19 protein-coding genes and 1 riboswitch are annotated in these 21276 nt (G+C 60.2%); of the genes, 12 read left to right on the top strand and 7 right to left on the bottom strand.

Annotated features, from left to right (window positions below; translation table 11 throughout):
• Positions 1–74 precede the first annotated feature (74 nt).
• Positions 75–1169 carry a glycosyltransferase gene (locus tag BJ917_RS16690; protein ID WP_096513736.1) on the top strand — a complete coding sequence of 365 codons (1095 nt, stop codon included), beginning with the start codon at positions 75–77 and terminating at the stop codon, positions 1167–1169.
• Here the strand turns inward: BJ917_RS16690 and BJ917_RS16685 are convergent.
• Positions 1164–1769, bottom strand: a complete 606-nt coding sequence (locus BJ917_RS16685; protein ID WP_096513735.1) for a serine/threonine-protein kinase — start codon at positions 1767–1769, stop codon at positions 1164–1166. The two genes, BJ917_RS16690 and BJ917_RS16685, sit on opposite strands and share 6 nt — an antisense overlap.
• Before the next feature lie 112 nt (positions 1770–1881).
• Between BJ917_RS16685 and BJ917_RS16680 the strand changes: the two genes are divergently transcribed.
• The 5 genes from BJ917_RS16680 (at position 1882) to hldE (ending at position 7892) form a co-directional block, all read left to right on the top strand.
• Positions 1882–3054, top strand: a complete 1173-nt coding sequence (locus BJ917_RS16680; protein WP_121103872.1) for an O-antigen ligase — start codon at positions 1882–1884, stop codon at positions 3052–3054.
• A gap of 15 nt (positions 3055–3069) precedes the next feature.
• Positions 3070–4875, top strand: a complete 1806-nt coding sequence (msbA, locus tag BJ917_RS16675) for a lipid A export permease/ATP-binding protein MsbA (RefSeq protein ID WP_096513733.1) — start codon at positions 3070–3072, stop codon at positions 4873–4875.
• A 187-nt stretch (positions 4876–5062) separates the two neighbouring features.
• Entirely contained in the window at positions 5063–5767 is a 705-nt protein-coding gene (locus BJ917_RS16670; protein WP_096513732.1) for a sulfotransferase family 2 domain-containing protein, read from the top strand.
• The gene (cysC, locus tag BJ917_RS16665) at positions 5760–6365 is read left to right on the top strand and encodes an adenylyl-sulfate kinase (protein ID WP_096513731.1); all 606 of its coding nucleotides are present in this window, start codon (positions 5760–5762) and stop codon (positions 6363–6365) included. The genes BJ917_RS16670 and cysC overlap by 8 nt, the downstream gene beginning before the upstream one ends.
• Before the next feature lie 102 nt (positions 6366–6467).
• Positions 6468–7892 (top strand): bifunctional D-glycero-beta-D-manno-heptose-7-phosphate kinase/D-glycero-beta-D-manno-heptose 1-phosphate adenylyltransferase HldE, encoded by a 1425-nt coding sequence (gene hldE, locus BJ917_RS16660; protein ID WP_121103871.1) that lies wholly within the window; start codon positions 6468–6470, stop codon positions 7890–7892.
• Between the two features lie 129 nt (positions 7893–8021).
• On the opposite strand, the gene BJ917_RS16655 is transcribed toward hldE, so the two are convergent.
• From BJ917_RS16655 to BJ917_RS16640, 4 genes are all read right to left on the bottom strand, one after another.
• Positions 8022–8990: a metal ABC transporter ATPase gene (locus BJ917_RS16655; protein WP_096513729.1), complete on the bottom strand. Its 969-nt coding sequence runs from the start codon at positions 8988–8990 to the stop codon at positions 8022–8024.
• A gap of 33 nt (positions 8991–9023) precedes the next feature.
• Positions 9024–9836 (bottom strand): aldo/keto reductase, encoded by an 813-nt coding sequence (locus tag BJ917_RS16650; protein WP_121103870.1) that lies wholly within the window; start codon positions 9834–9836, stop codon positions 9024–9026.
• Positions 9833–11008, bottom strand: coding sequence for an FAD-binding oxidoreductase (locus BJ917_RS16645; RefSeq protein WP_096513727.1), 1176 nt, complete (start codon positions 11006–11008; stop codon positions 9833–9835). Before BJ917_RS16645 ends, BJ917_RS16650 begins: the two co-directional genes overlap by 4 nt.
• A 176-nt stretch (positions 11009–11184) precedes the next feature.
• Positions 11185–11517, bottom strand: coding sequence for a multidrug efflux SMR transporter (locus tag BJ917_RS16640; protein ID WP_096513726.1), 333 nt, complete (start codon positions 11515–11517; stop codon positions 11185–11187).
• A 102-nt stretch (positions 11518–11619) separates the two neighbouring features.
• On the opposite strand from BJ917_RS16640, the gene BJ917_RS16635 reads away from it, so the two are divergent.
• Positions 11620–12540, top strand: a complete 921-nt coding sequence (locus BJ917_RS16635) for a LysR family transcriptional regulator (RefSeq protein WP_096513725.1) — start codon at positions 11620–11622, stop codon at positions 12538–12540.
• Entirely contained in the window at positions 12533–13810 is a 1278-nt protein-coding gene (gene waaA, locus BJ917_RS16630) for a lipid IV(A) 3-deoxy-D-manno-octulosonic acid transferase (protein ID WP_121103869.1), read from the top strand. The genes BJ917_RS16635 and waaA overlap by 8 nt, the downstream gene beginning before the upstream one ends.
• A 187-nt stretch (positions 13811–13997) precedes the next feature.
• Here waaA and BJ917_RS16625 read toward each other — a convergent pair whose 3' ends face one another.
• A complete protein-coding gene (locus BJ917_RS16625) occupies positions 13998–15431 on the bottom strand; it encodes a TolC family outer membrane protein (RefSeq protein WP_096513723.1) in 1434 nt (477 codons plus the stop codon).
• A gap of 203 nt (positions 15432–15634) precedes the next feature.
• Positions 15635–15740: riboswitch (TPP riboswitch) on the top strand.
• Positions 15741–15903: 163 nt separating this feature from the next.
• Between BJ917_RS16625 and thiC the strand changes: the two genes are divergently transcribed.
• On the top strand, positions 15904–17793 hold the full coding sequence (gene thiC / locus BJ917_RS16620) for a phosphomethylpyrimidine synthase ThiC (protein WP_121103868.1): 1890 nt from the start codon (positions 15904–15906) through the stop codon (positions 17791–17793).
• Positions 17794–17944: 151 nt separating this feature from the next.
• Complete coding sequence (gene cytX / locus BJ917_RS16615; protein ID WP_121103867.1) at positions 17945–19237, top strand: putative hydroxymethylpyrimidine transporter CytX; 1293 nt, start codon at positions 17945–17947, stop codon at positions 19235–19237.
• Here cytX and BJ917_RS16610 read toward each other — a convergent pair.
• Entirely contained in the window at positions 19206–19952 is a 747-nt protein-coding gene (locus tag BJ917_RS16610) for an RsiV family protein (protein ID WP_096513720.1), read from the bottom strand. The two genes, cytX and BJ917_RS16610, sit on opposite strands and share 32 nt — an antisense overlap.
• A 214-nt stretch (positions 19953–20166) precedes the next feature.
• Here BJ917_RS16610 and BJ917_RS16605 point away from each other — a divergent pair, with 214 nt between their 5' ends.
• Together BJ917_RS16605 and BJ917_RS16600 are read left to right on the top strand one after the other, a co-directional pair.
• Positions 20167–20784: an NUDIX domain-containing protein gene (locus BJ917_RS16605; RefSeq protein WP_096513719.1), complete on the top strand. Its 618-nt coding sequence runs from the start codon at positions 20167–20169 to the stop codon at positions 20782–20784.
• Complete coding sequence (locus BJ917_RS16600) at positions 20775–21227, top strand: DUF1249 domain-containing protein (protein ID WP_034148716.1); 453 nt, start codon at positions 20775–20777, stop codon at positions 21225–21227. The genes BJ917_RS16605 and BJ917_RS16600 overlap by 10 nt, the downstream gene beginning before the upstream one ends.
• Positions 21228–21276: the final 49 nt, after the last annotated feature.

The following is a 21276-nucleotide window of genomic DNA, read 5'->3' as shown; positions in this document are numbered from 1 at the left end:
GCTACTTTCGAGAGTGCCGACCGGCTCGACACCGCCGCACATTTCCGCAAACCCTTGTCCTGGCTTTTTGCCCTATGAGTATTATTAATGTCATGTGGGCCAGCGGCGGTCCGTTCGCCTCAACTCATAAGGTGCATCAACAGATATTGTCCCAGGCCTCGCCCTCAGTACCGGTTGAAACCTGGTTGCTTCAGGGGCACGCGTCGGAATGCGGGGTGAGCGTCGGTGGTGTACGGGAGTGGGGGTTGTCCTCCTCCCGGCTGAAAGGACGGCATTTCTGGCGGCTGACCAAGCCCTGGATGCAAGCCAGGTTTCGAAGCGCTCTCAAATACAGCGATGCACATCTCTTGCTGCTTGATGGCCTGGGAGTGGCACGTGCGTTCTTACCGATACTCGAAACCTTGCCGCACATCCGTGCAGTGGTGATTTTTCATGGATCGACGCGACTTCATCCCGTCGATCGAGTGGTCTTTGGGCGTTTCCCGGCCTCTCGGCTGACCTTGGTTGCGGTGTCGAAAACCCTCGCGGCTTCGCTGAGCGAAGACCTGCAAGTGCCGGTCATGACGTTGCGCAGCGCCTTCGATCCGGCGGCTTTTCGCTCCGCACTACTTCCTCGAGAGCAAGCGCGTACCCGGTTGGGCCTGCCGCTGGATAAAACGCCGGTGCTGGGGGCGGTGGGGCGTCTGGTCGCGGGAAAAGGTTTTGCCTGTCTTCTCGATGCCTTTGCCGGAGCATTACCTGAAAAGCCCGATCTGAAACTGGTGATTGTGGGTGAAGGAACGGCCCGTGCGGCACTGGAAGCTCGGATCGATGAATTGCAGTTGCGCGGCAAGGTCTTGCTGCCGGGCCATATGGATGATGTGGCGCAGCTCTACCGTGCATTCGACTGGGTTGCGATGCCGTCGCTGAACGAAGGCCTGGGGCTTATCTTGCAAGAGGCGGTAATGGCAGGTGTTCCGGTTCTGTCCAGTGAGCTGGATGTGTTTCGCGAGCAGTTGGCGGATGCCGGCTGGTATGCCCCTATAGAAAATGTGGACGTCTGGCGGGATATCATCGCGCGAGCATTCAGCGTCTCCCCTGAAACCATCGCGGCGGAGCAATATCAGGCGTTGGCCCCCGATCAATCATGGCTAAGCTTTAGCCAGACCGCCCGCGCATTACTCTCATGATGGCAGTACTGCCTGTTCGAGTGCTTGCATCGGAAAGGTCTCGTTCAGGTTCTCGCGCGCAATATAGCGGGCGAAATGCTGAAGGTTGCGTTTGACCAAATGCCGGGGCAATGGCGCACGCAAGAATCGCATGTCTGCCACATCAATCAGGCCCATGCGGTTATCGGGCGTAATCACGATGTTGCCCAGATGCAGCGACCTGAAATAGATCCCCGAATCATGCAGGTTGCGTATCAGGTTGGCCAGGTCGGGCAGGGCTTGTGGCCAGCTGAAACCTTCCTTATTGGCAATCTGGCGCAGGGTTTCTCCTGGCAGTGGCTGGTAAAGCACCGCCGTCATGCCTGGAGCTTGCAGTCGATAGAATTGCAGGACCTGCAAGGTCGGAACACCGAGCTTTTGCAGTTCGACGGCGTTGTCGATGAAGCGTTTCGAATACGGGCGGACCAGTGCAGATGAAAAAAAACGTTTGCGACGAAATAGTTTAAGAATATTCCCATCCTGCAACAGGTAGACTTTCGGCCCGTAACTGTCGGCCTCCAGCACTCTGGCACCGTTGATCATTTGATTTAGAGCGGCTTGCGGCAGCCGAGAACATTGCATCGTAAGAAGGCCTTGTGGGAAGAACAGTGGCACTGTAGCGGGCAATGATGCCGAAAAGTTTCAGCTTTAACCATGCCGGGTTGGGTGGGTGAACTCTCTCAGGAGCAATTTGATGCAGGAAACACGTTGGGCGCAAGCGTGGATGTCTATCGGTCTTTTTTGGTTTTTGTTTGCCATCGCGGTTGCACCTACCAACAAGATCTATCAGCAAGGATTGGTCGCATTTCTCTGGTTGCCGGCCTTGGTTTTTTCCTGGTCCGCGCGGGCTCGGCTCGCAGAATTGTTTCGTGAGCAACGCTGGGTCTATCTGCCGCTGCTGGGGCTCGTGACCTGGGCGCTGATCAGCCTTTCCTGGACGAGCGCCCCGGACATCAGCCGCGAAGCCAAGCGTTTGCTTTATATCGTGGTGTTCCTGCTATTTTTTCCGATTTTTGCCAATGGCCGGCCCGAGCGTGTGATTCGCATCATGCAGTGGGGCGGGATTGGGCTGGCAGTGACCGCGGTCGTGGCCATCGTCAAATTTTATGGTCTCGATGGCAATGCCTTGGGTGAGCGTCTTGAGGGGCTGGGTGAGTTGTCTCATCCGATCCTGGGGGGCTATGTCATCGGCCTGGCAGCCGTGTGGCTGGCAATATGGACTCCGCAAACGGGCCGGATGCAAGCGGTTTGGGTGGTTGCTCTGGGTTTGCTGGGTGTATTCGTACTGCTCAGCCAGAGCCGTGGAGCCGGTTTGGCGTTATTCCTCACGTTGCTCGCCATGCCAATCTGGTGCGGAGACCGGCGTAGTCGTGTGATCGCGGCGGCGGCATTGATCATCGCCATGCTGGCTTTCCTGTTGTTCGAACCCCTGGTCATGGCGCGTGGAGTGTCCTATCGGCCACAGATTCTGATGGCCAGCCTGCAAATGATCGCTGAACACCCGTGGCGCGGCCTGGGACTCGGTAGTGACTATAGGGTGTTCGCCTCTGATCAGTATTTTGATCATGCCCATAACCTGTTCACCCACGTAGCCATCGGGCTGGGCCTGCCAGGGCTGCTATTGTGGTGTACGGTTTGGCTTGCAGTACTGCGCGAGGCCTGGAAAGTTCGGGAAACTTTCTATGCGAGAGGGGTCATTGGGGTCTGGCTGTTCTCAACACTGGCAATGCAATTCGACGCCGCCAGCATGGCAGGAAGCCCGAGACCTGAGTGGTTTGTAAGCTGGTTGCCCATTGGTCTGGCCAGTGTTTTGGTATGGGCGCGGGCCAATCCCGGCGCCTGTGATAAAATTTCGCGTTCTTCCTAACCAGTGAGCCCTACGATGAGTGATGCACCGCCTGACGCGGGACAGGATTCCAGCCTGAAAATCTATTTTCGGCTGTTGGGGTATGTAAAACCCTATGTCGGCCTGTTCCTGCTGAGTATCGTGGGCTTCGTGATCTTTGCCTCCACCCAGCCGATGCTGGCAGGAATACTCAAGTATTTCGTCGATGGCCTGAGCAACCCGGAAGCGGTGCTCTTTCCCAATGTTCCTTATCTGAAGGACTTGCAGTTGCTGATGGCCGTGCCATTGCTGATCATTTTGATCGCTGCATGGCAAGGGCTTGGCTCGTTTCTTGGCAACTATTACCTGGCGAAGGTTTCATTGGGGCTGGTGCATGACCTGCGCATCGAGTTGTTCAACAAGCTGCTGGTGCTGCCCAATCGCTATTTCGACACCCACAATTCCGGGCATTTGATCTCGCGCATCACATTCAACGTGACCATGGTGACCGGTGCGGCCACCGATGCCATCAAAGTGGTGATCCGCGAAGGCCTCACCGTGGTGTTCCTGTTTGCCTATCTGATCTGGATGAACTGGAAGCTGACCCTTGTGATGTTGGCAATCCTTCCAATGATTGCCTTCATGGTGGGTAATACCAGCAAAAAATTCCGCAAGCAGAGCAAGAAGATCCAGGTGGCCATGGGCGATGTGACCCATGTGGCGTCCGAAACCATCCAGGGCTATCGCGTGGTACGCAGCTTCGGTGGCGAGGGCTATGAAGAGCAGCGTTTTGCCGCCGCCAGTCAGAGCAACACCGACAAACAGTTGCGCATGACCAAGACCGGTGCGGTCTATACGCCCATGCTGCAATTGGTGATCTACACCGCCATGGCGGCATTGATGTTCCTGGTGCTGTTCCTGCGCGGTGACGCCACTGCTGGTGATCTGGTGGCCTACATTACCGCCGCGGGGCTGTTGCCCAAGCCAATCCGGCAGTTGTCGGAAGTCAGTTCGACCATCCAGAAGGGCGTTGCCGGTGCCGAAAGCATTTTCGAGCAGTTGGACGTCGAACCTGAAGTCGATAATGGCACGGTCGAGCGTGATCGGGTCAAAGGCAATCTGGAGGTGCGCAACCTCAGCTTTACCTACCCGGGAACCGAGCGTGAAGTGCTGAAGAACATCAGCTTCACGGCGGCGCCGGGTCAGATGATCGCCCTCGTCGGTCGCTCCGGTAGCGGCAAGTCGACCCTGGCCAGTCTGCTTCCGCGTTTCTATCATCACGACATCGGCGAAATACTGCTCGACGACGTTGAGATCGAAGACTATCGCTTGCGCAATCTGCGTCGGCACGTGGCGCAAGTCACGCAGCACGTGACCCTGTTCAACGACACCATTGCCAATAACATTGCCTATGGTGACCTGGCTGGCGCCCCCCGCGAGGACATCGAAAAAGCCGCTACCGATGCCTACGCGATGGACTTCATCTCGCAGATGCCTGCAGGTCTGGATACCCAGGTCGGCGAAAATGGCGTGTTGCTCTCCGGCGGGCAGCGTCAGCGTTTGGCTATTGCGCGGGCGCTGTTGAAGAATGCACCGCTGCTGATCCTCGACGAGGCGACGTCGGCCCTCGACACCGAATCCGAGCGCCACATTCAGGCGGCGCTGGATCAGGTCATGAAAGGTCGTACCACGTTGGTCATTGCTCACCGTTTGTCGACGATCGAAAAGGCCGACCTGATTCTGGTGATGGACCAGGGCCAAATCGTCGAACGAGGCACTCACGCACAGCTGCTGGCGCAAAACGGCTACTACTCGCGCCTGCATGCGATGGGCCTGGACGCTCCGGCCGAAAACATCGCCTGACCCCGGCCACAGGGTGGGCCTCGCTCACCCTGTTGCTCTTCGGGCGTGCAATGCGCTCGCAGATTTGTATCCATCTCCTTACGTTTCTTGACCAAACCTGAATAAATCCCGGCAGCGCGCTTGTTAAGGTTCTTGAGCGAACTTTAACTTCAATCGAGAGGGTCACCCCTTTCTCGCGGGTGCTGCAATGTTGCAACGTTATCTCTGGAAGCTGTTGCCCAAGGCGCAACGGCATTTCTTGCTGGATCGACTGTCGATCGTGGATCGCCAGGTGGTCAACAAGTCGATGTCGGCAAATTTGCGTTACCCCAGGCCATTTGCGCAACGTTCCTGCCTGTTTATCCACGTTCCCAAATGCGCCGGCAGTAGTGTCTGTGTCGCGTTGTTCGACGGCTGGACCCCAGGCCACTTGCCGTTGTATTGGTACGAACAGCAATTTCCCGAACAGTTTGCCGACAGTTTCAAGTTTGCCTTTGTCCGCGATCCGCTGGAGCGGGCGTATTCCGCTTATGCCTATTTGCGGGGCAACACATTGGGCCGCCGCGATCAGCCAGCGCAGAAGCTGGTCAGCCATTACCGCGACTTCGACGATTTCGTCGCACGCTGGCTGCACCCCGAGACCATTCAGCGGCAACTGCATTTTGCCGCGCAGACGGATTTTCTCACCGACTCCCTGGGGCACCTGGCACTGGACTTCATCGGCTATCAGGAACATCTGGAGCGGGATTTCCGGCTGGTCTGCGAGCAATTGGGGCACGAGGCGTCGTTGCCCCACGTCAACAGTTCGCAGCAGCGACGCCCTGTGCCGGCCCGTGATTTCTGCTCGGCGCGGACGCGTCGTCTGGTTCGCCGGGCGTACCAGCGCGATTACGAGTTGCTCGGTTATGAATGAGGTGCTGTCGATACCGACCCCGGGGATCAGACCTTATGCGCTATCGCTGTCGAGCGCTGACCGTGCCGCACTCAAGTCGCAACGGCCGCGTTGTCTTTGGCTGACAGGATTGTCCGGGGCGGGAAAATCGACCCTGGCCAATGCCCTGGAGTTGCAACTTAATCAACGCCGGTTGCACACCTTTTTAATCGATGGCGATAACCTGCGCACCGGTCTTTGCCGTGATCTGGGAATGGGTGCCGACTGTCGACGGGAGAACATCCGGCGCATGGCCGAGGTGGCGCGACTGATGGTGGATGCCGGCCTGATTGTGATTGTGGCGGCGATCTCGCCGTTCCGGGTCGAGCGTGAAGCGGCGCGCCGGCTGTTCGCCGAGGGCGATTTCATCGAAGTGTATGTGAGCACGCCGTTCGAGGTTTGCGCGCAGCGCGACCCCAAAGGTTTGTACCTGGCGGCCCGGCAAGGACGGATCAAGAACTTTACGGGTGTCGATAGCCCGTACGAAGCACCGCTGAACGCCGAGTGCGAAATTGATACACGGGCGCTGGGCATCACGGATGCCTGCCAGCGTCTGTCAGATTTGTTGGCTATTAAATGAGCAACAAATCCCGCCGGATCATCCTGTTGCAGCGCTCGCACAAGCGGGGGCCTACCCTGTGTTAATATCGCGCCCCTGTTCATTTTGTATGTGGGTTGCTCCATGAAGTTGTCCATGCCGCGATTCGATCAAGCCCCTGTCTTGGTGGTCGGCGATGTCATGCTCGACCGTTACTGGCATGGTGGTACCTCACGGATTTCCCCTGAGGCGCCGGTACCGGTAGTCAAGGTCGATCACATCGAGGACCGCCCGGGCGGTGCCGCCAACGTTGCGTTGAACATTGCCGCCCTCGGCGCGCCGGCCTCGCTGGTCGGCGTGACCGGCGACGATGAAGCCGCCGACAGCCTGGCCAACAGTCTCAAGGGCGCCGGCGTGCGGGCGTTGTTCCAGCGCGTTGCGCACCAGCCGACCATCGTCAAGCTGCGAGTCATGAGCCGTCACCAGCAACTGCTGCGTATCGACTTCGAAGAACCGTTCGCGACCGACGCCCTGGCATTGTCCGTGCAAGTGGACGAATTGCTGGAAGGCATCAAGGTGCTTGTGCTGTCCGATTACGGCAAAGGCGCGCTGAAAAATCACCAGGTGTTGATCCAGGCCGCCCGTACCCGTGGCATTCCGGTATTGGCCGATCCCAAGGGCAAGGATTTTTCGATCTACCGCGGTGCGAGCCTGATCACGCCGAACCTCAGCGAATTCGAAACCATCGTCGGTGGTTGCGCCGACGAGCACGAACTGGTGAGCAAGGGCGCGCAGTTGATGCAAGACCTGGAACTCGGCGCGTTGCTGGTGACCCGTGGCGAACACGGCATGACCCTGCTGCGTCCGGATCATCCGGCATTGCACCTGCCGGCGCGCGCCCGTGAAGTGTTCGACGTGACCGGTGCCGGTGACACGGTGATTTCCACCCTGGCGGCGGCTATTGCCGCAGGCGAAGAACTGCCTCACGCGGTCGGCCTGGCCAACCTGGCGGCAGGCATCGTGGTCGGCAAACTCGGTACGGCGGCCATCAGCGCGCCGGAATTGCGTCGTGCCATTCAGCGCGAAGAAGGTTCGGAGCGCGGAGTGCTGGGCCTGGAACAACTGCTACTGGCCGTCGACGATGCCCGTGCGCACAACGAGAAAATCGTCTTCACCAACGGCTGTTTCGACATCCTGCATGCCGGCCACGTGACGTACCTCGAGCAGGCGCGCGCGCAGGGCGACCGGTTGATCGTTGCGGTCAATGACGATGCTTCGGTCAGCCGCTTGAAAGGGCCGGGTCGACCGATCAACAGTGTCGACCGGCGGATGGCCGTGCTGGCAGGCTTGGGTGCGGTGGACTGGGTAATCAGCTTCCCGGAAGGCACTCCGGAAAACCTGCTGCGCGAAGTCAAGCCGGATGTACTGGTCAAGGGCGGGGACTACGGGATCGATCAGGTGGTCGGCGCGGACATCGTGACGGCGTATGGCGGGACGGTGAAAGTGTTGGGGCTGGTGGAAAACAGCTCTACGACCGCGATTGTCGAGAAGATCCGCAAGTCTGAATGACACAACCCTCTGTAGGAGCTGGCTCGCCAGCGATGGAGTCAGTGACGCCGCGTTCAATCAGAAGATACGCGTCATCGTTAACGACCATCGCTGGCAAGCCAGCTCCTCCAATGGGTTATGTGTACACCTTCAGGAGCTGACCTTCTTACGCGGCACGATCTTCTTCAGCAGTTGCCTCGCCTTCCCGCGTAGCAGCGCCAGGCCCGAATCCTTCCCCGGCGGGGTCAAACCCTGCTGCCTCACCCAATCCTTCCAGCGAATCCGTTCATCCTTCACCAGCCACCCCTCCTGCCGGGCAAAACTTTCGGCCAGGTAAAGTCCGCGCGTGCTTGCCGGGTACAGTTGATCCTTCTTCAAGGTGTAGAGCTCGGCCAAAGGATGACCATCCTGCAAGGGCATCAAGTACAGATCGGGGCGCTTGCGATCCAGGCGGGCCACCAGTTGATCACCTTCCAGGCGTTCGTCGACATGAAACAGGCTCAGGGATTTGGCTTCCTTGGGCACGTCCAGTCGCAAATCATAAATCAGCTGCAGGGAAGCCGTCGGCAGGTGCACATAGGCCCGTGGCCGTTCGATCAGCGGCAGTTTGGCGCAACGCACCGGCCGTGCCGAACCGGACAGTGACGTAAGGCGAAACGGCAGGGCTTCACGGTAGTGCAGGGCCGACGAGTAGGGAGCCGGTAGCCAGGTGTCGTGGAAGCGTCCGCCGAGCCAGCCCTCCGGGGTTTCCAGCAGGCATTCCTCGGCGATCTCCTGTATCGCCGTGTGCAGCGGCAGGTTCAATTCATGGGCCGGCACATAGCCGGAGATCAATTTGAGCACCACGTCGCCACGGTCCTGCCGGCGCTGGCGCACCAATACCCAGTAATCGCGATTCTGCCAATGCAGCGTCAGGCGCACCGACACCCCGAGGTTGGCCAGCTCCAGGGCGAACCGCTCAGTGTCGGCGACTGTCACCGGCCGGCGTCGTTGCAGGATCTGGGAGAAATTGAGTGGCCTCCCGACGCTTTGATAACTGAGGCCTTCGGGAGTCGCTTCGACAAATAACGGTAGGGTCTTGAAGTTGCTCGGGTTCTTTCTTATGAGCGTACGCGGCATGTCGGCTCCTGCTTTAGGCCGCGTGAGGCGGCATCAGTTGCTACGTAGGACCTGGGCAACGGTCGCGACATTGTGGGCGAGGTGCAGCGGATTGATGGTCCCGACAATAGCACTGGCAACACCCGGATGTTCGAACAACAGCTCGAAACTGGCGCGCACCGGGTCCACCCCCGGACTGAGGCACACATGACCGCTGGCGAGGGCTTTCTTCACCAGAATGGCTTTGCCGTGAGCAGCAGCATAGTCAATGACGGGCTTTTCGGTCTGTTCGTTCAGATTGTAGGTGACCATTGCGCAATCACCCTGTTCCAGAGCCTTCAAGCCGCCTTCGACGGTTTTTCCGGAAAAACCGAAGCCGCGGATCTTGCCTTCGGCCTTGAGCGTGGCGAGGGTCGCATAGACCTCGCAGTCATTGAGGATCGCCAGATCGTTGCCATCGGAGTGCACCAGCACCAGATCGATGAAGTCCGTTTCCAGGCGTTGCAGGCTGCGTTCAACTGACAGTCGGGTGTGCACCGCCGTGAAATCGTGGCGGGATTGACCATCGGCAAACTCTTCGCCGACCTTGCTGACAATCACCCAATCCTGGCGCTGTCCGCGCAGCAATGGGCCGAGGCGTTCTTCGCTGCGACCATAGGCCGGAGCGGTATCGATCAGGTTGATGCCCAGGTCGCGCGTGAGCTGGAGCAGCATTCGGGCTTCATCATCGTCGGGGATCTTGAAGCCATTAGGGTATTTCACCCCTTGATCGCGGCCGAGTTTGACCGTGCCCAGGCCCAGGGGAGATACCAACAGGCCGGTGCTGCCCAAGGGGCGATGCAGGTCGTGCAGGGTGGGCTGGCTCATGGCAGCAGTTGCTCCCAGGCAGGGACGCCCATCGGCGGTTTTGGCAGGGGTGGCAATGCCACTGCCGGGCCGGGTTGGATGCCATCGCGGGCCAGGTTGGCGATTACCCGGTCGGCAAAGTCAGGGGCCAATGCCAGTTTGGTTGGCCAGCCCACCAGCAGCCGACCTTCCTCGGCCAGAAATGCGTTGTCGGGACGGGTAAGCCCTGATTGCAGCGGTTCGGCGCGATCCACGCGCAAGGTCGCCCATTGCACGGTGCTCAGGTCGATCCAGGGCAACAATTGGCCAAGTTCTTTCTGCGCGGTGGCGATTTGCTCGGCGGGCTCACGGGCAACGCCTTCGGTTTCGGCGATATCGCCGCCCAGATACCAGACCCACTGGCCGTCGGCGGCCGGGTGGGTGGTCACGGTAATGCGCGGTTTGGTGCCGCCGCCCAGGCAGTGGGCGTACAGCGGTTTGAGACTAGGGCCCTTGGCGATGATCATGTGCAGCGGGCGGCGTTGCATGGCCGGCTGGCTCAGGCCCAGTGCTTCGAGCAGTGCCGCCGTCCCGGCGCCCGCGCTCAAGACGATGCGTTGGGCGCGGATCTCGCGGTCGTCCACCTTGAGGCCGACCAGCACGCCACCGTCCAGCAGCGGTTCGATCTTCTGTCCGGCAAGCAAGCCGTCACCGGCCAGGTCGGCCAGGCGCTGGATCAGGCTCGGTACGTCGATCACCAGTTCCGCCAGGCGATAGACCTTGCCCTTGAAGCGCTTGTCTTGCAGCGCGGGCGGCAGTTGGTCGCCCTTGACCTGATCGACGCGACCGCGCACGGCTTTGCTGGCGAAGAAGCTGGTGAGGTTGCCGGCGATCGTGCCCGGGGACCAAAGGTAATGGGCTTCGGACAGCAAGCGCACACCGGACAAGTCCAGCTCGCCGTCCCCGGCCAGGGCCTCACGCCAGCGCCGCGGCATGTCGGCGATGGCTTCCGAAGCGCCGGTCAGGGCGCCGTGCAGTGCGTATTTCGCACCGCCGTGGATGATGCCCTGGGACTTCACGCTCTGGCCGCCGCCGAGACTGGCATTTTCCACCAAAACAGTCGAAAAGCCTTGGCGGCGCAGGCGCGCATTCAACCAGAGGCCGGCGACACCAGCGCCGACAATCAAAACGTCGGTGGAAATAACGGATGGCATGCAGCGACCTCAGTGTTCAAGACGAGGGCGCAGTATACAGACTCAAAGATTGGAGAGGCTGTTGTACCTGTGGGAGCGAGCCTGCTCGCGAAGGGGGCGTGTCAGGTGATATCAATGTCGCTGACACACCGCTTTCGCGAGCAGGCTCGCTCCCACAGGGGATGGCGGTTCGGTTCTTAATGTCCCGCAGTTTTGGAGAAGAGCTGGATCACTACGACACCCAAAACGATCAGCGCCATCCCCATCATCGCCGGCACATCCAGCTTCTGCCCGTAGATAAACAGCGCTGCAACGCTGACCATCACGATCCCCATGCCGGCCCAGACAGCGTAAGCCACGCCCACCGGCACGCTGCGCACCACCAGGGTCAACATCCAGAAGGCAATGCCGTAACCGACAATGACCAATAGCAGTGGCAGTGGGGTGCTCAGGCCTTTGACCGCTTTCATCGAAACAGTGGCAATCACTTCGGCGCAGATGGCTATGGCCAGGTAGTAGTAAGCGGTCATGGGTCAATCCTCTATGAAGTGTTGCTCTCTGAGGTCGGCATTCTAGTGATTCTCCAGATGCGGTAAAGTCATTACCTATCTGCCAGGAAGATGGGTTGAGCCATGAACATGCAATGGAATCTGGAGCAGTTGCGTTTGTTTGTCAGTGTCGCGGAACAACGTTCGTTTTCTGCCGTGGCACGGGACCAGCGCAAGGCGCAATCGGCGGTCAGCAGTGCGATTGCACTGCTGGAGGAAGACCTGGGCGTGAGCCTGTTCGACCGCAGCAGCGGCCGTCAGCCGAAACTCACCGAAGCCGGCAATGCCTTGCTGGAAGAGGCGCGTGAAGTGCTGCGCCAGTGCGAGCGCCTCAATGGTCGGGCGTTGGCGATGATGCGTGGCCAGGAGGCTCGCCTGCGCCTGGCCCAGGACGAGGCGATGCCCTATCAACCGATCATCGAAAGCTTCGAAGCACTGGCCGAACGCTTTCCCAGCCTTGAAGTGCAATTGACCAGCGCCGCCCAGGGGGAGGTCGCACGTAAACTGGTGGAGCGCCGTGCCGACCTGGGCTTGCTGTTCTTCCACGACCAGATCCCCGAAGCGCTGGAGCGGCGCGTACTCGGCAGTGTGGAAATGGTTACCGTGTGCGGTATCGACCATCCGTTGGCCGGGCAGACGCAGGTCGATTGCCAGCAACTGGCGCAGCATCGTCAATTGCTGATGTCGACCCAGTCCAGCGTATACCCCGGCAGCGAGCCGGCCAGCCCGCAAGTCTGGCGAGCCGACAGTTTTTACGTGATGGCTGAATGGCTGGTGCGCGGCCTCGGTTGGGCCTGGCTACCGCGGCATGTGGTGCAGTACCCGACCTATCACGGCCAAATGGTCGAGCTGAGCAGCGAATGGACGCCGCCGGCCCTGGTGGTAGAGCTGGTCTGGCGGCGCGATGAGCCACTGGGGCCGGCGGCGCGCTGGCTGGCGGAACGTTTTGCCGTGCACTTGCAGGCGATCGGCGAAAAAACCGATAAACTCCGCCGCCATGAATAGAACTCTCTACACCGCGCTGTTTTACCTGGGGCTGCCATTGGTGGCGATTCGGCTGTGGCTGCGGGCGCGCAAGGCGCCGGCTTATGCCAAACGTATCGGCGAGCGCTTCTCCTACGGAATGCCGGCGATGAAGCCCGGTGGTATCTGGGTGCACGCGGTGTCGGTAGGCGAAAGTATTGCTGCCGCGCCGATGATTCGCGCCCTGCTGCAACGTTATCCGGCGCTTCCGATCACCGTGACCTGCATGACGCCGACCGGGTCCGAACGTATCCAGGCATTGTTTGCTAATGAACCGCGCATCCAGCACTGCTACCTGCCCTACGACTTGCCGTGCGCGGCAAAGCGTTTTCTTGATCGGGTCCGGCCAACACTGGCGGTGATCATGGAAACCGAACTGTGGCCCAACCATATCCATCAATGCGCCAAACGCGGGATTCCCGTGGCCCTGGCCAATGCACGCCTGTCCGAGCGCTCGGCCAGGGGCTATGGACGCTTCGGTAAACTGACCGGACCGATGCTCGCCGAGATGAGCCTGTTTGCGGTGCAGACCGAGGCTGAAGCCCTGCGTTTTCGTGAGTTGGGCGCGCGGGATGAAACCGTCGAGGTCACCGGCTCGATCAAGTTCGACCTGACCATCGACCCGCAACTGTTGCGGCGCGCCGCCGAGTTGCGTGGACAATGGCAAGCGCAGGATCGCCCGGTGTGGATCGCCGCCAGTACCCATGAGGGCGAAGACGAGGTGGTGCTCGCGGCCCATCGCCGGTTGCTGGCGAGCCATCCCGATACCTTGCTGATTCTGGTGCCGCGCCATCCGGAGCGTTTCAATCCGGTGTTCGAGCTGTGCCGACAGCAGGGTTTTGCCACGGTCCGTCGCTCCAGCGGCGAGCCGGTCAGCGCCGCCACTTCAGTGCTGCTGGGCGACACCATGGGCGAGTTGCTGTTCCTCTATGCCCTGGCTGACAGCGCGTTCGTCGGCGGCAGCCTGGTGCCCAATGGCGGGCATAACCTGCTGGAACCGGCGGCACTGGCCAAACCGGTACTCAGTGGCCCGCACCTGTTCAACTTCCTCGAAATCGCCGGACAGCTGCGCAGCGCCGGGGCGTTGCAGGAAGTGGAAGACGCGGAAGGCCTGGCGTTGGCGGTGCAGCGCCTGTTTGAGTTGCCGAGGGATGCGCAGCGCATGGCGGAGGCCGGGCTGAAGGTCATGCGCACCAATCAGGGCGCATTGCAGCGATTGCTCGACGGATTAGGACGGTTGATCGACCGTTAACCCTGTGGGAGCAAAGCTTGCTCGCGATGGCGACCTCGAGGACGCCATCGCGGGCAAGCCTTGCTCCCACGGGGTTTGCATCAAGCCTCGACAATGCGGTGTACGCAAATCCCATAGGAGCAAAGCTCGCTCGCGATAGCGATCTCAAGGACGCCATCGCGAGCAAGCTTTGCTCCTACAGGTTCTTTTAGGGTCTGGCCTTGAGTTGTTCAGCCGCCGCCTTGGCCAGGTCCGGTGGCAGGAAGTCCTTGTCCGGGTTGTAGTCAGGCTTCAACCAGCGTGCCAGGTCCTGCAAGTCTCCCGGGTTCAACGTACCGGCCTGTTGCTTCAAGCGCAGATTGTCGAGGATGTAGTCGTAACGGGTATTGTTGTAGTCACGCACCGAGGTGTACAGCGAACGCTGCGCATCCAGCACGTCGACGATGTTTCGTGTCCCCACCTGATAGCCGATTTCCGTCGCTTCCACCGCACTCTGGTTGGAAATGATCGATTGTTTGCGCGCCTGCACCTGCTCGACATCGGTGTTTACCGCGCGGTGCAGGTCGCGGGTATTTTCCACGATCGACCGACGCAGGGATTCGCGTTGCTGCTCGGTCTGGTCCAGTTGGGCGTACGACTGACGCACCTGGGAATTGATCAGGCCGCCGCTGTAGATCGGGATGCTCAGTTGCAGGCCCACGGTGGTTTGCTCGACGTTGCCGCCATACGCCTGGGGAAGGTTGTTCGGGTTGCTGAAACCCAGTGCGTCGTTGTCGCCTTTCTCGTATTTCGCCACCGCATCGAGGGTCGGTGCGTGGCCGGCCTTGCGTTGCTTGAGGGTTTGCTCGGCGGCACTGACCGCGTAGTTGCTGGCCAACAGATTGAGGTTCTGCCTGGCCGCCGTTTCGACCCAGGCCTTGGCGTCGTTCGGCGCCGGCGGCAGGATCGGCAAATTGTGGCTGATACCCTGGATCGAGTTGTATCGCCGGTTGGTCAGGGTGACCAGGGCTTCGAAGGCATCATCCACCTGACGCTGCGCAACGATGCGGTTGGCCCGCGCGGTGTCGTAGCTGGCCTGGGAGTTCAGTACGTCAGTCTTGTCCGAGAGGCCGACATCGAAGCGTTCGTTGGACTGATCGAGCTGGCGCTTGAACGCGGCTTCCTCGGCCTTGGTCGAGGCCAGGTTGTCCTGGCTGCGCAGCACGTTGAAATAGCTGTTGGCGGTTTGCAGGATCAGGTTTTGCTCGGTTGCCGAGAGTTGCAGGGCCGCCTGTTCATTCACATCCTTGGCCGCCTGGAACTGGAACCAGCGGTCCGCGCGGAACAGTGGCTGTGCCAGAGTCGCCTGATACGAATGGGCATCACGGTTGGTGGTCAGCGAAGGCTGGTCGACCGCAGTGCGCACGCTGGCTACATTGGCGCCACCGGACAGATTGGGCAGCAACCCGGCGCGGGCCTGGGGCACGACTTCCTTCTGGGCGCCGTATTGGGCAACGGCGGCGGCCAGGTCGGCGTTATTGTCCACCGCTTCCTGGTAGACGCTGACCAGGTCGGTTTTGGTCGATAAGGGCGCTTCTGCTGCCCAGGCCATTCCATTGGACGCACAAGACACGGCAACGGCCAGTGAGAGTTTGCGCAGCATGAGGCGATCCCTAGAAAATTACACTGATAATTTGAGCGCCAAGGCTACGGCGCGGCACAGGCAGCGTCAACGTGCAGCATGGCCGTTGCGAGTGTAGTGGTGCGTTCGTTCGGCAACAATCCTGCCGTTCCCGGTAATTGCGCCATTCATCATGGTGTTTGCAGCGGTGTTGGCGTTCTTTGCCAGTTATGTCTAGACTGGCCACGTTCTTGTCGGGGTGCCTTGCTATGAGGCTGAGATCGAATAATTTCGGATCCCGTTGAACCTGATCAGGTTAGCGCCTGCGTAGGGAACAAGATTTCTCGTCACCCGGCGAGTCCTCTTGTGCTTCGTCCGGGATGTTGTTCGACAATCGAACACCCCTCGAGCACTGAGCACAGCACGGCTGGTTTTCCCAGTTCACGTGCGTCCATTCGTTACAGGTTCGCTCCGACAAAATTCCACTGCCTGGATGCTGTCTGGAGAGCCCGTGATGACCACAAAAGCAAAAATCGCCACCAACCTGAGTGACTCGGCCAAGGTCGATCAGCAATCGGTTCAGCCGTTTACCCGCTCGCAAAAAATCTATGTTCAGGGCACCCGCCCGGACATCCTCGTGCCGATGCGCGAAATCAGCCTGGATGTGACACCGACCGACTTCGGCGGTGAAGTCAACGCGCCGGTGGTGGTGTACGACACCTCGGGCCCGTACACCGACCCCAATGTCATCATCGATGTGCGCAAAGGCCTGGCTGACGTGCGCTCGCCCTGGATCGAGTCCCGTGGCGACACCGAACGCCTGAGCGGTTTGAGCTCGAATTTTGGCCAGGAGCGCCTGGCCGATCCGGAGCTGACCAAGTTGCGCTTCGCTCACGTCAACAACCCGCGCCGCGCCAAGCAGGGGGCCAACGTCAGCCAGATGCACTACGCGCGCAAAGGCATCATTACCGCCGAGATGGAATACGTCGCCATCCGCGAAAACATGAAGCTGGAAGTGGCCCGCGCCGCCGGCCTGCTGGACCAGCAACACGCCGGCCACAGCTTCGGCGCCAGCGTGCCGAAAATCATCACCCCCGAATTCGTCCGTGACGAGATCGCCCGCGGTCGCGCGATCATTCCGGCCAACATCAACCACACCGAACTGGAACCGATGATCATCGGCCGTAACTTCCTGGTGAAGATCAACGGCAACATCGGCAACAGCGCACTGGGTTCGTCCATCGAAGAAGAAGTGGCGAAATTGACCTGGGGTATTCGCTGGGGTTCGGACACGGTCATGGACCTGTCCACCGGCAAGCACATTCACGAAACCCGCGAGTGGATCATCCGCAACTCGCCAGTGCCGATCGGTACGGTGCCGATCTATCAGGCCCTGGAAAAAGTCGGCGGTGTTGCCGAAGACCTGACATGGGAGCTGTTCCGTGACACGTTGATCGAGCAGGCCGAGCAGGGCGTCGACTACTTCACCATCCATGCCGGCGTGCTGCTGCGCTACGTGCCGATGACCGCCAAGCGCGTGACGGGCATCGTTTCCCGTGGCGGCTCGATCATGGCCAAGTGGTGCCTGGCGCATCACAAAGAGAACTTCCTCTACACGCATTTCGAAGATATCTGCGAAATCATGAAGGCCTACGACGTCAGCTTCTCGCTGGGCGATGGCCTGCGTCCGGGGTCGATTGCCGACGCCAACGACGAAGCGCAGTTTGGCGAGCTGGAAACCCTCGGCGAGCTGACCAAGATTGCCTGGAAACACGACGTGCAGTGCATGATCGAAGGCCCTGGCCATGTGCCGATGCAATTGATCAAGGAGAACATGGACAAGCAGCTGGAATGCTGCGACGAGGCGCCGTTCTACACCCTCGGCCCGCTGACCACCGACATCGCGCCAGGCTACGACCACATCACCTCCGGTATCGGTGCAGCGATGATCGGCTGGTTTGGCTGCGCCATGCTCTGCTATGTGACGCCGAAGGAGCACCTGGGCCTGCCGAACAAGGATGACGTGAAGACCGGGATCATCACCTACAAGATCGCCGCGCATGCCGCCGATCTGGCGAAGGGGCATCCGGGCGCGCAGATCCGCGACAATGCCCTGAGCAAGGCGCGCTTCGAGTTCCGTTGGGAAGACCAGTTCAACCTGGGCCTCGATCCGGACACCGCTCGCTCGTATCACGATGAAACCCTGCCGAAGGATTCGGCCAAGGTCGCGCACTTCTGCTCCATGTGCGGGCCGAAATTCTGCTCGATGAAAATCACCCAGGAAGTGCGCGAATACGCGGCCAACCAACGGATCGAAGCGGTCGACGTGGACGTCGCCCAAGGCATGGCCGAACAGGCCGAGCGCTTCAAGCAGGAAGGCAGTCAGCTGTACCAGAAAGTTTGATCTGACGTGAGTTCGGCGGTGCCTGCACCGCCGTCTTCGCGAGCAGGCTCGCTCCCACAGGGGATTTGTGAATGACGCAAACCAATGTGGGAGCGAGCCTGCTCGCGAAGGCGATCAACACAACAACAAATGTTCCTCTGAGATAACACCCTTGAGCATTCAACCCAGCACTTACTCCCCCGATATCGCGGTGCCGACCGACAAGCGTGTGTTCGGCGGCCGTGATCTGTTTTCCCTGTGGTTTTCCCTCGGCATCGGCCTGATGGTCCTGCAGACCGGTGCCTTGCTCGCACCCGGTCTTGGCCTGTCCGGCTCGTTGCTGGCGATTTTTCTCGGTACGCTGGTCGGCGTCCTGCTGCTGGCTTCGGTCGGCGTGATCGGCAGCGACACCGGCCTGTCGTCGATGGCCGCGCTCAAGCTCAGCCTTGGTGCCAGGGGCGCGAGTCTGCCGGCGGTGCTGAACCTGCTGCAATTGATCGGTTGGGGCTCGTTCGAAATCATCGTCATGCGCGATGCCGCCAGTCTGCTCGGCGCCCGCGCCTTCAGCGAAGGCAGCCTGTTGTCCAATCCGGTGCTGTGGACGCTGTTCTTCGGCGCACTGGCGACCCTGCTGGCCGTCAGCGGCCCGCTGACCTTCGTGCGGCAGATCCTGCGCAAGTGGGGCATCTGGCTGTTGCTGGCCGCTTGCACCTGGCTGACCTGGAACCTGTTCGCCAAGGCTGATCTCGCGGCGTTATGGGCGCAAGCCGGTGACGGTTCGATGCCGTTCGCCGTGGGCTTTGACATTGCCATTGCCATGCCGCTGTCGTGGTTGCCGCTGATCGCCGACTACTCGCGTTTCGGCAAGCGCGCGACAAACGTCTTCGGTGGCACCGCGATCGGCTTCTTCATCGGTAATTTCTGGTTGATGAGCCTGGGCGTGGCCTACACCCTGGCGTTTGCGCCGAGCGGTGAAGTCAATGCCTTGCTGTTGGCGCTGGCGGGTGCCGGGCTGGGGATTCCGCTGCTGCTCATTTTGCTGGATGAATCGGAAAACGCCTTTGCCGATATTCACTCGGCGGCAGTCTCCAGCGGGATTCTGTTGCGCTTGAAGGTCGAGCACCTGGCCCTGGCCATCGGTGTGGTCTGCACCCTGATCGCCTTGCTGGCGCCCCTGGCTCAGTACCAGAACTTCCTGTTGTTGATCGGTTCAGTGTTCGCGCCGCTGTTCGGCGTGGTGCTGGTGGATCACTTCATCTTGCGCAAGCGCAGTGGCCAGGTTGCCTCAGCTGCACTGCGCTGGCCGGCACTGCTTGCCTGGCTGGGCGGGATCAGCACCTATCATCTGTTGGCCAACCTGTATCCGGATGTCGGCGCCACCCTGCCGGCACTGGTCCTGGCAGGGATGCTACAGCTGGTGTTGGGTCGGGCCTTCAGTTACGGCCGGGAAACAGCTCGGGCTTGAGGATGCCGTTCAGGCGAGGGTAGGGGATCTTCAATTCGACATGGCCCAGCGCGTAAGGCGCAATGCTGCTGGTTTCGTACTTGAGGATCACCCCACCGTAGGTCAGCGCCACGTTCTGGGTTTTCTGGAATGGCCAGCTCTTCACGAACTCCGGTTCCTGATCGAGCTTGGTGCTGATCAGCCAACTGTTGTGCGCCACCTGCGCCGCTTTCCAGAAAGCGTCTTCCTGGCCCGGCACCAGCATGTCCGACAGCGTCAGCACCTTATGCTGTTGGCGTGAATAGTTGATGAAGCCTCGACCCGGCGTGCCATGGGCACCGCCGGTGTCCAGGTAACTGGACAACTCCACAATCACCAAGCCGTCATGCTGTTCACGTACCTTCGCTTGCAAGTAGCTGCTATTGCGCGGGCCCGCGTTGCGCAAGAACTGCTCTCGATAGGCCGCCAGCGTCGGCGCCGCCGGGGTGTCGGGCGAGGTGCGGGTCATTTGCAGCAGGCGTTTTTCGATGATGCCGTCAAGCGCAGGCTCGGCGGGGAAGTGCACGGTGTCGATGTTCACCAGCGGGCAATCCTGGTCCGTGCAGCCAGGCTTGAGCTGTTCGGAAGCGTCGCGGGTGGTTTCCAGCGGAGCTCGATAGTTGGGCTGGAACAGGCTCTGGCAGGCACCCAGGGTCAGGGCGATGGCGGCCATGGAAGCGATTTTAAAAAGCGACATGGGTGTCCTTCATAAAACAGGGAAAGGCAAAAAGTTACCCGCTTCGACTCTTAACGGAGCAGTCAGTTCGCCACTAAGCTAATTAGAGTGGGTTTCGTCCTCACCGTCTATCCCGCTGACGGGAAAGGGGCTGCATCAAACGTCACGGGCGCGTTAGGATGGCGCGAAGTCGAGGCTGGAGCCTCGTAACGGATGTGAAGTAACGAGGATTGTCATGACCGATTTTGCCAACGCCATTCCGACCGCTATCGATATCGTTCGGCGCGAAAAGTGTTTCGAGGGCTTCTACAAGCTCGATCGTTTGCACTTGCGTCACGAATTGTTCGCCGGGGGCATGAGTCGTGAAATCCATCGTGAATTGTTTGTCCGTCACGATGCAGTGTGTGTGCTGCCCTACGATCCGCAGCGCGACGAAGTGGTGTTGATCGAGCAGTTTCGCGTGGGCGCCATGGGCAAGACCGACAATCCGTGGCTGATCGAACTGGTCGCTGGTCTGATCGATAGGGAAGAAGTGCCGGAAGAAGTTGCTCACCGCGAAGGGCAGGAGGAAGCTGGGCTTGTATTCGGGGCGCTATGGCCGATGACCAAGTATTTTCCATCGCCGGGCGGCAGTAATGAGTTCGTGCATTTGTACCTGGGGCGTTGCGAGACAACCGGGGTCGGCGGCCTGCATGGGCTGGAGGAAGAGGCAGAAGATATCCGCGTCACGGTGTGGGCTTTTGAAGATGCCCTGCAAGCCGTACGCGACGGACGTATTTCCAACGCGGCCAGCATCATTGCCTTGCAGTGGCTGGCTTTGAATCGCGTTGAAGTGAGGGGGTTATGGTCGTAAACAAGCTGCGCGATCGCTATCGGGTGGATCTGGTGGGGCTGCAAGCGTCCTGCGAGGCGAACTACGCGCGCCTGATGCGACTGCTGCCGGACATGCGCAGCGAGCCGGCGGCGCGGCGCATCGCCGTGACCCACGGCGAGCAGATGCTAGGCGTGCTGGCGCTGGAGGTGCTGCAAGTCTGTCCGTACACCACGACCCTGCAAGTGCGCCAGGAACACAGCCTGCCCTGGCTGCCGGTGCCTCAACTGGAAGTTCAGGTCTATCACGACGCCTGCATGGCCGAAGTAGTCAGTGCCGAGCATGCACGACGCTTTCGCGGGATCTATCCTTACCCGAACGCCTCGATGCACCAGCCCGACGAAAAAGCCCAGCTGAACATGTTTCTGGGCGAATGGCTGAGCCATTGCCTGGCGCTGGGGCATGAGTACGAAGTCGTACGTTAGTTGTGAACTGCGTCAGGTTCGCCGATTTCCCCTTTCGAGCATCCCCCAG

Source organism: Pseudomonas sp. WPR_5_2 (genome assembly GCF_003634475.1).
Classification (GTDB): domain Bacteria; phylum Pseudomonadota; class Gammaproteobacteria; order Pseudomonadales; family Pseudomonadaceae; genus Aquipseudomonas; species Aquipseudomonas izuensis.
The sequence above is the reverse complement of the archived record's forward strand: the minus strand, read 5'-3'. Positions and strand labels throughout refer to the sequence as shown.

What these genes read in the sequence shown, in the direction of transcription:
- BJ917_RS16625 (WP_096513723.1), bottom strand. Translation starts at nt 15,431, where the DNA reads ATGCTGCGCAAACTCTCACTGGCCGTTGCCGTGTCTTGTGCGTCCAAT.
- BJ917_RS16610 (WP_096513720.1), bottom strand. Translation starts at nt 19,952, where the DNA reads ATGTCGCTTTTTAAAATCGCTTCCATGGCCGCCATCGCCCTGACCCTG.
- waaA (WP_121103869.1), top strand. Translation starts at nt 12,533, where the DNA reads ATGAATAGAACTCTCTACACCGCGCTGTTTTACCTGGGGCTGCCATTG.
- cysC (WP_096513731.1), top strand. Translation starts at nt 5,760, where the DNA reads ATGAATGAGGTGCTGTCGATACCGACCCCGGGGATCAGACCTTATGCG.
- BJ917_RS16655 (WP_096513729.1), bottom strand. Translation starts at nt 8,990, where the DNA reads ATGCCGCGTACGCTCATAAGAAAGAACCCGAGCAACTTCAAGACCCTA.
- BJ917_RS16645 (WP_096513727.1), bottom strand. Translation starts at nt 11,008, where the DNA reads ATGCCATCCGTTATTTCCACCGACGTTTTGATTGTCGGCGCTGGTGTC.
- hldE (WP_121103871.1), top strand. Translation starts at nt 6,468, where the DNA reads ATGAAGTTGTCCATGCCGCGATTCGATCAAGCCCCTGTCTTGGTGGTC.
- BJ917_RS16680 (WP_121103872.1), top strand. Translation starts at nt 1,882, where the DNA reads ATGCAGGAAACACGTTGGGCGCAAGCGTGGATGTCTATCGGTCTTTTT.
- BJ917_RS16650 (WP_121103870.1), bottom strand. Translation starts at nt 9,836, where the DNA reads ATGAGCCAGCCCACCCTGCACGACCTGCATCGCCCCTTGGGCAGCACC.
- BJ917_RS16690 (WP_096513736.1), top strand. Translation starts at nt 75, where the DNA reads ATGAGTATTATTAATGTCATGTGGGCCAGCGGCGGTCCGTTCGCCTCA.
- msbA (WP_096513733.1), top strand. Translation starts at nt 3,070, where the DNA reads ATGAGTGATGCACCGCCTGACGCGGGACAGGATTCCAGCCTGAAAATC.
- BJ917_RS16605 (WP_096513719.1), top strand. Translation starts at nt 20,167, where the DNA reads ATGACCGATTTTGCCAACGCCATTCCGACCGCTATCGATATCGTTCGG.
- thiC (WP_121103868.1), top strand. Translation starts at nt 15,904, where the DNA reads ATGACCACAAAAGCAAAAATCGCCACCAACCTGAGTGACTCGGCCAAG.
- BJ917_RS16670 (WP_096513732.1), top strand. Translation starts at nt 5,063, where the DNA reads ATGTTGCAACGTTATCTCTGGAAGCTGTTGCCCAAGGCGCAACGGCAT.
- BJ917_RS16640 (WP_096513726.1), bottom strand. Translation starts at nt 11,517, where the DNA reads ATGACCGCTTACTACTACCTGGCCATAGCCATCTGCGCCGAAGTGATT.
- BJ917_RS16600 (WP_034148716.1), top strand. Translation starts at nt 20,775, where the DNA reads ATGGTCGTAAACAAGCTGCGCGATCGCTATCGGGTGGATCTGGTGGGG.
- BJ917_RS16635 (WP_096513725.1), top strand. Translation starts at nt 11,620, where the DNA reads ATGAACATGCAATGGAATCTGGAGCAGTTGCGTTTGTTTGTCAGTGTC.
- BJ917_RS16685 (WP_096513735.1), bottom strand. Translation starts at nt 1,769, where the DNA reads ATGCAATGTTCTCGGCTGCCGCAAGCCGCTCTAAATCAAATGATCAAC.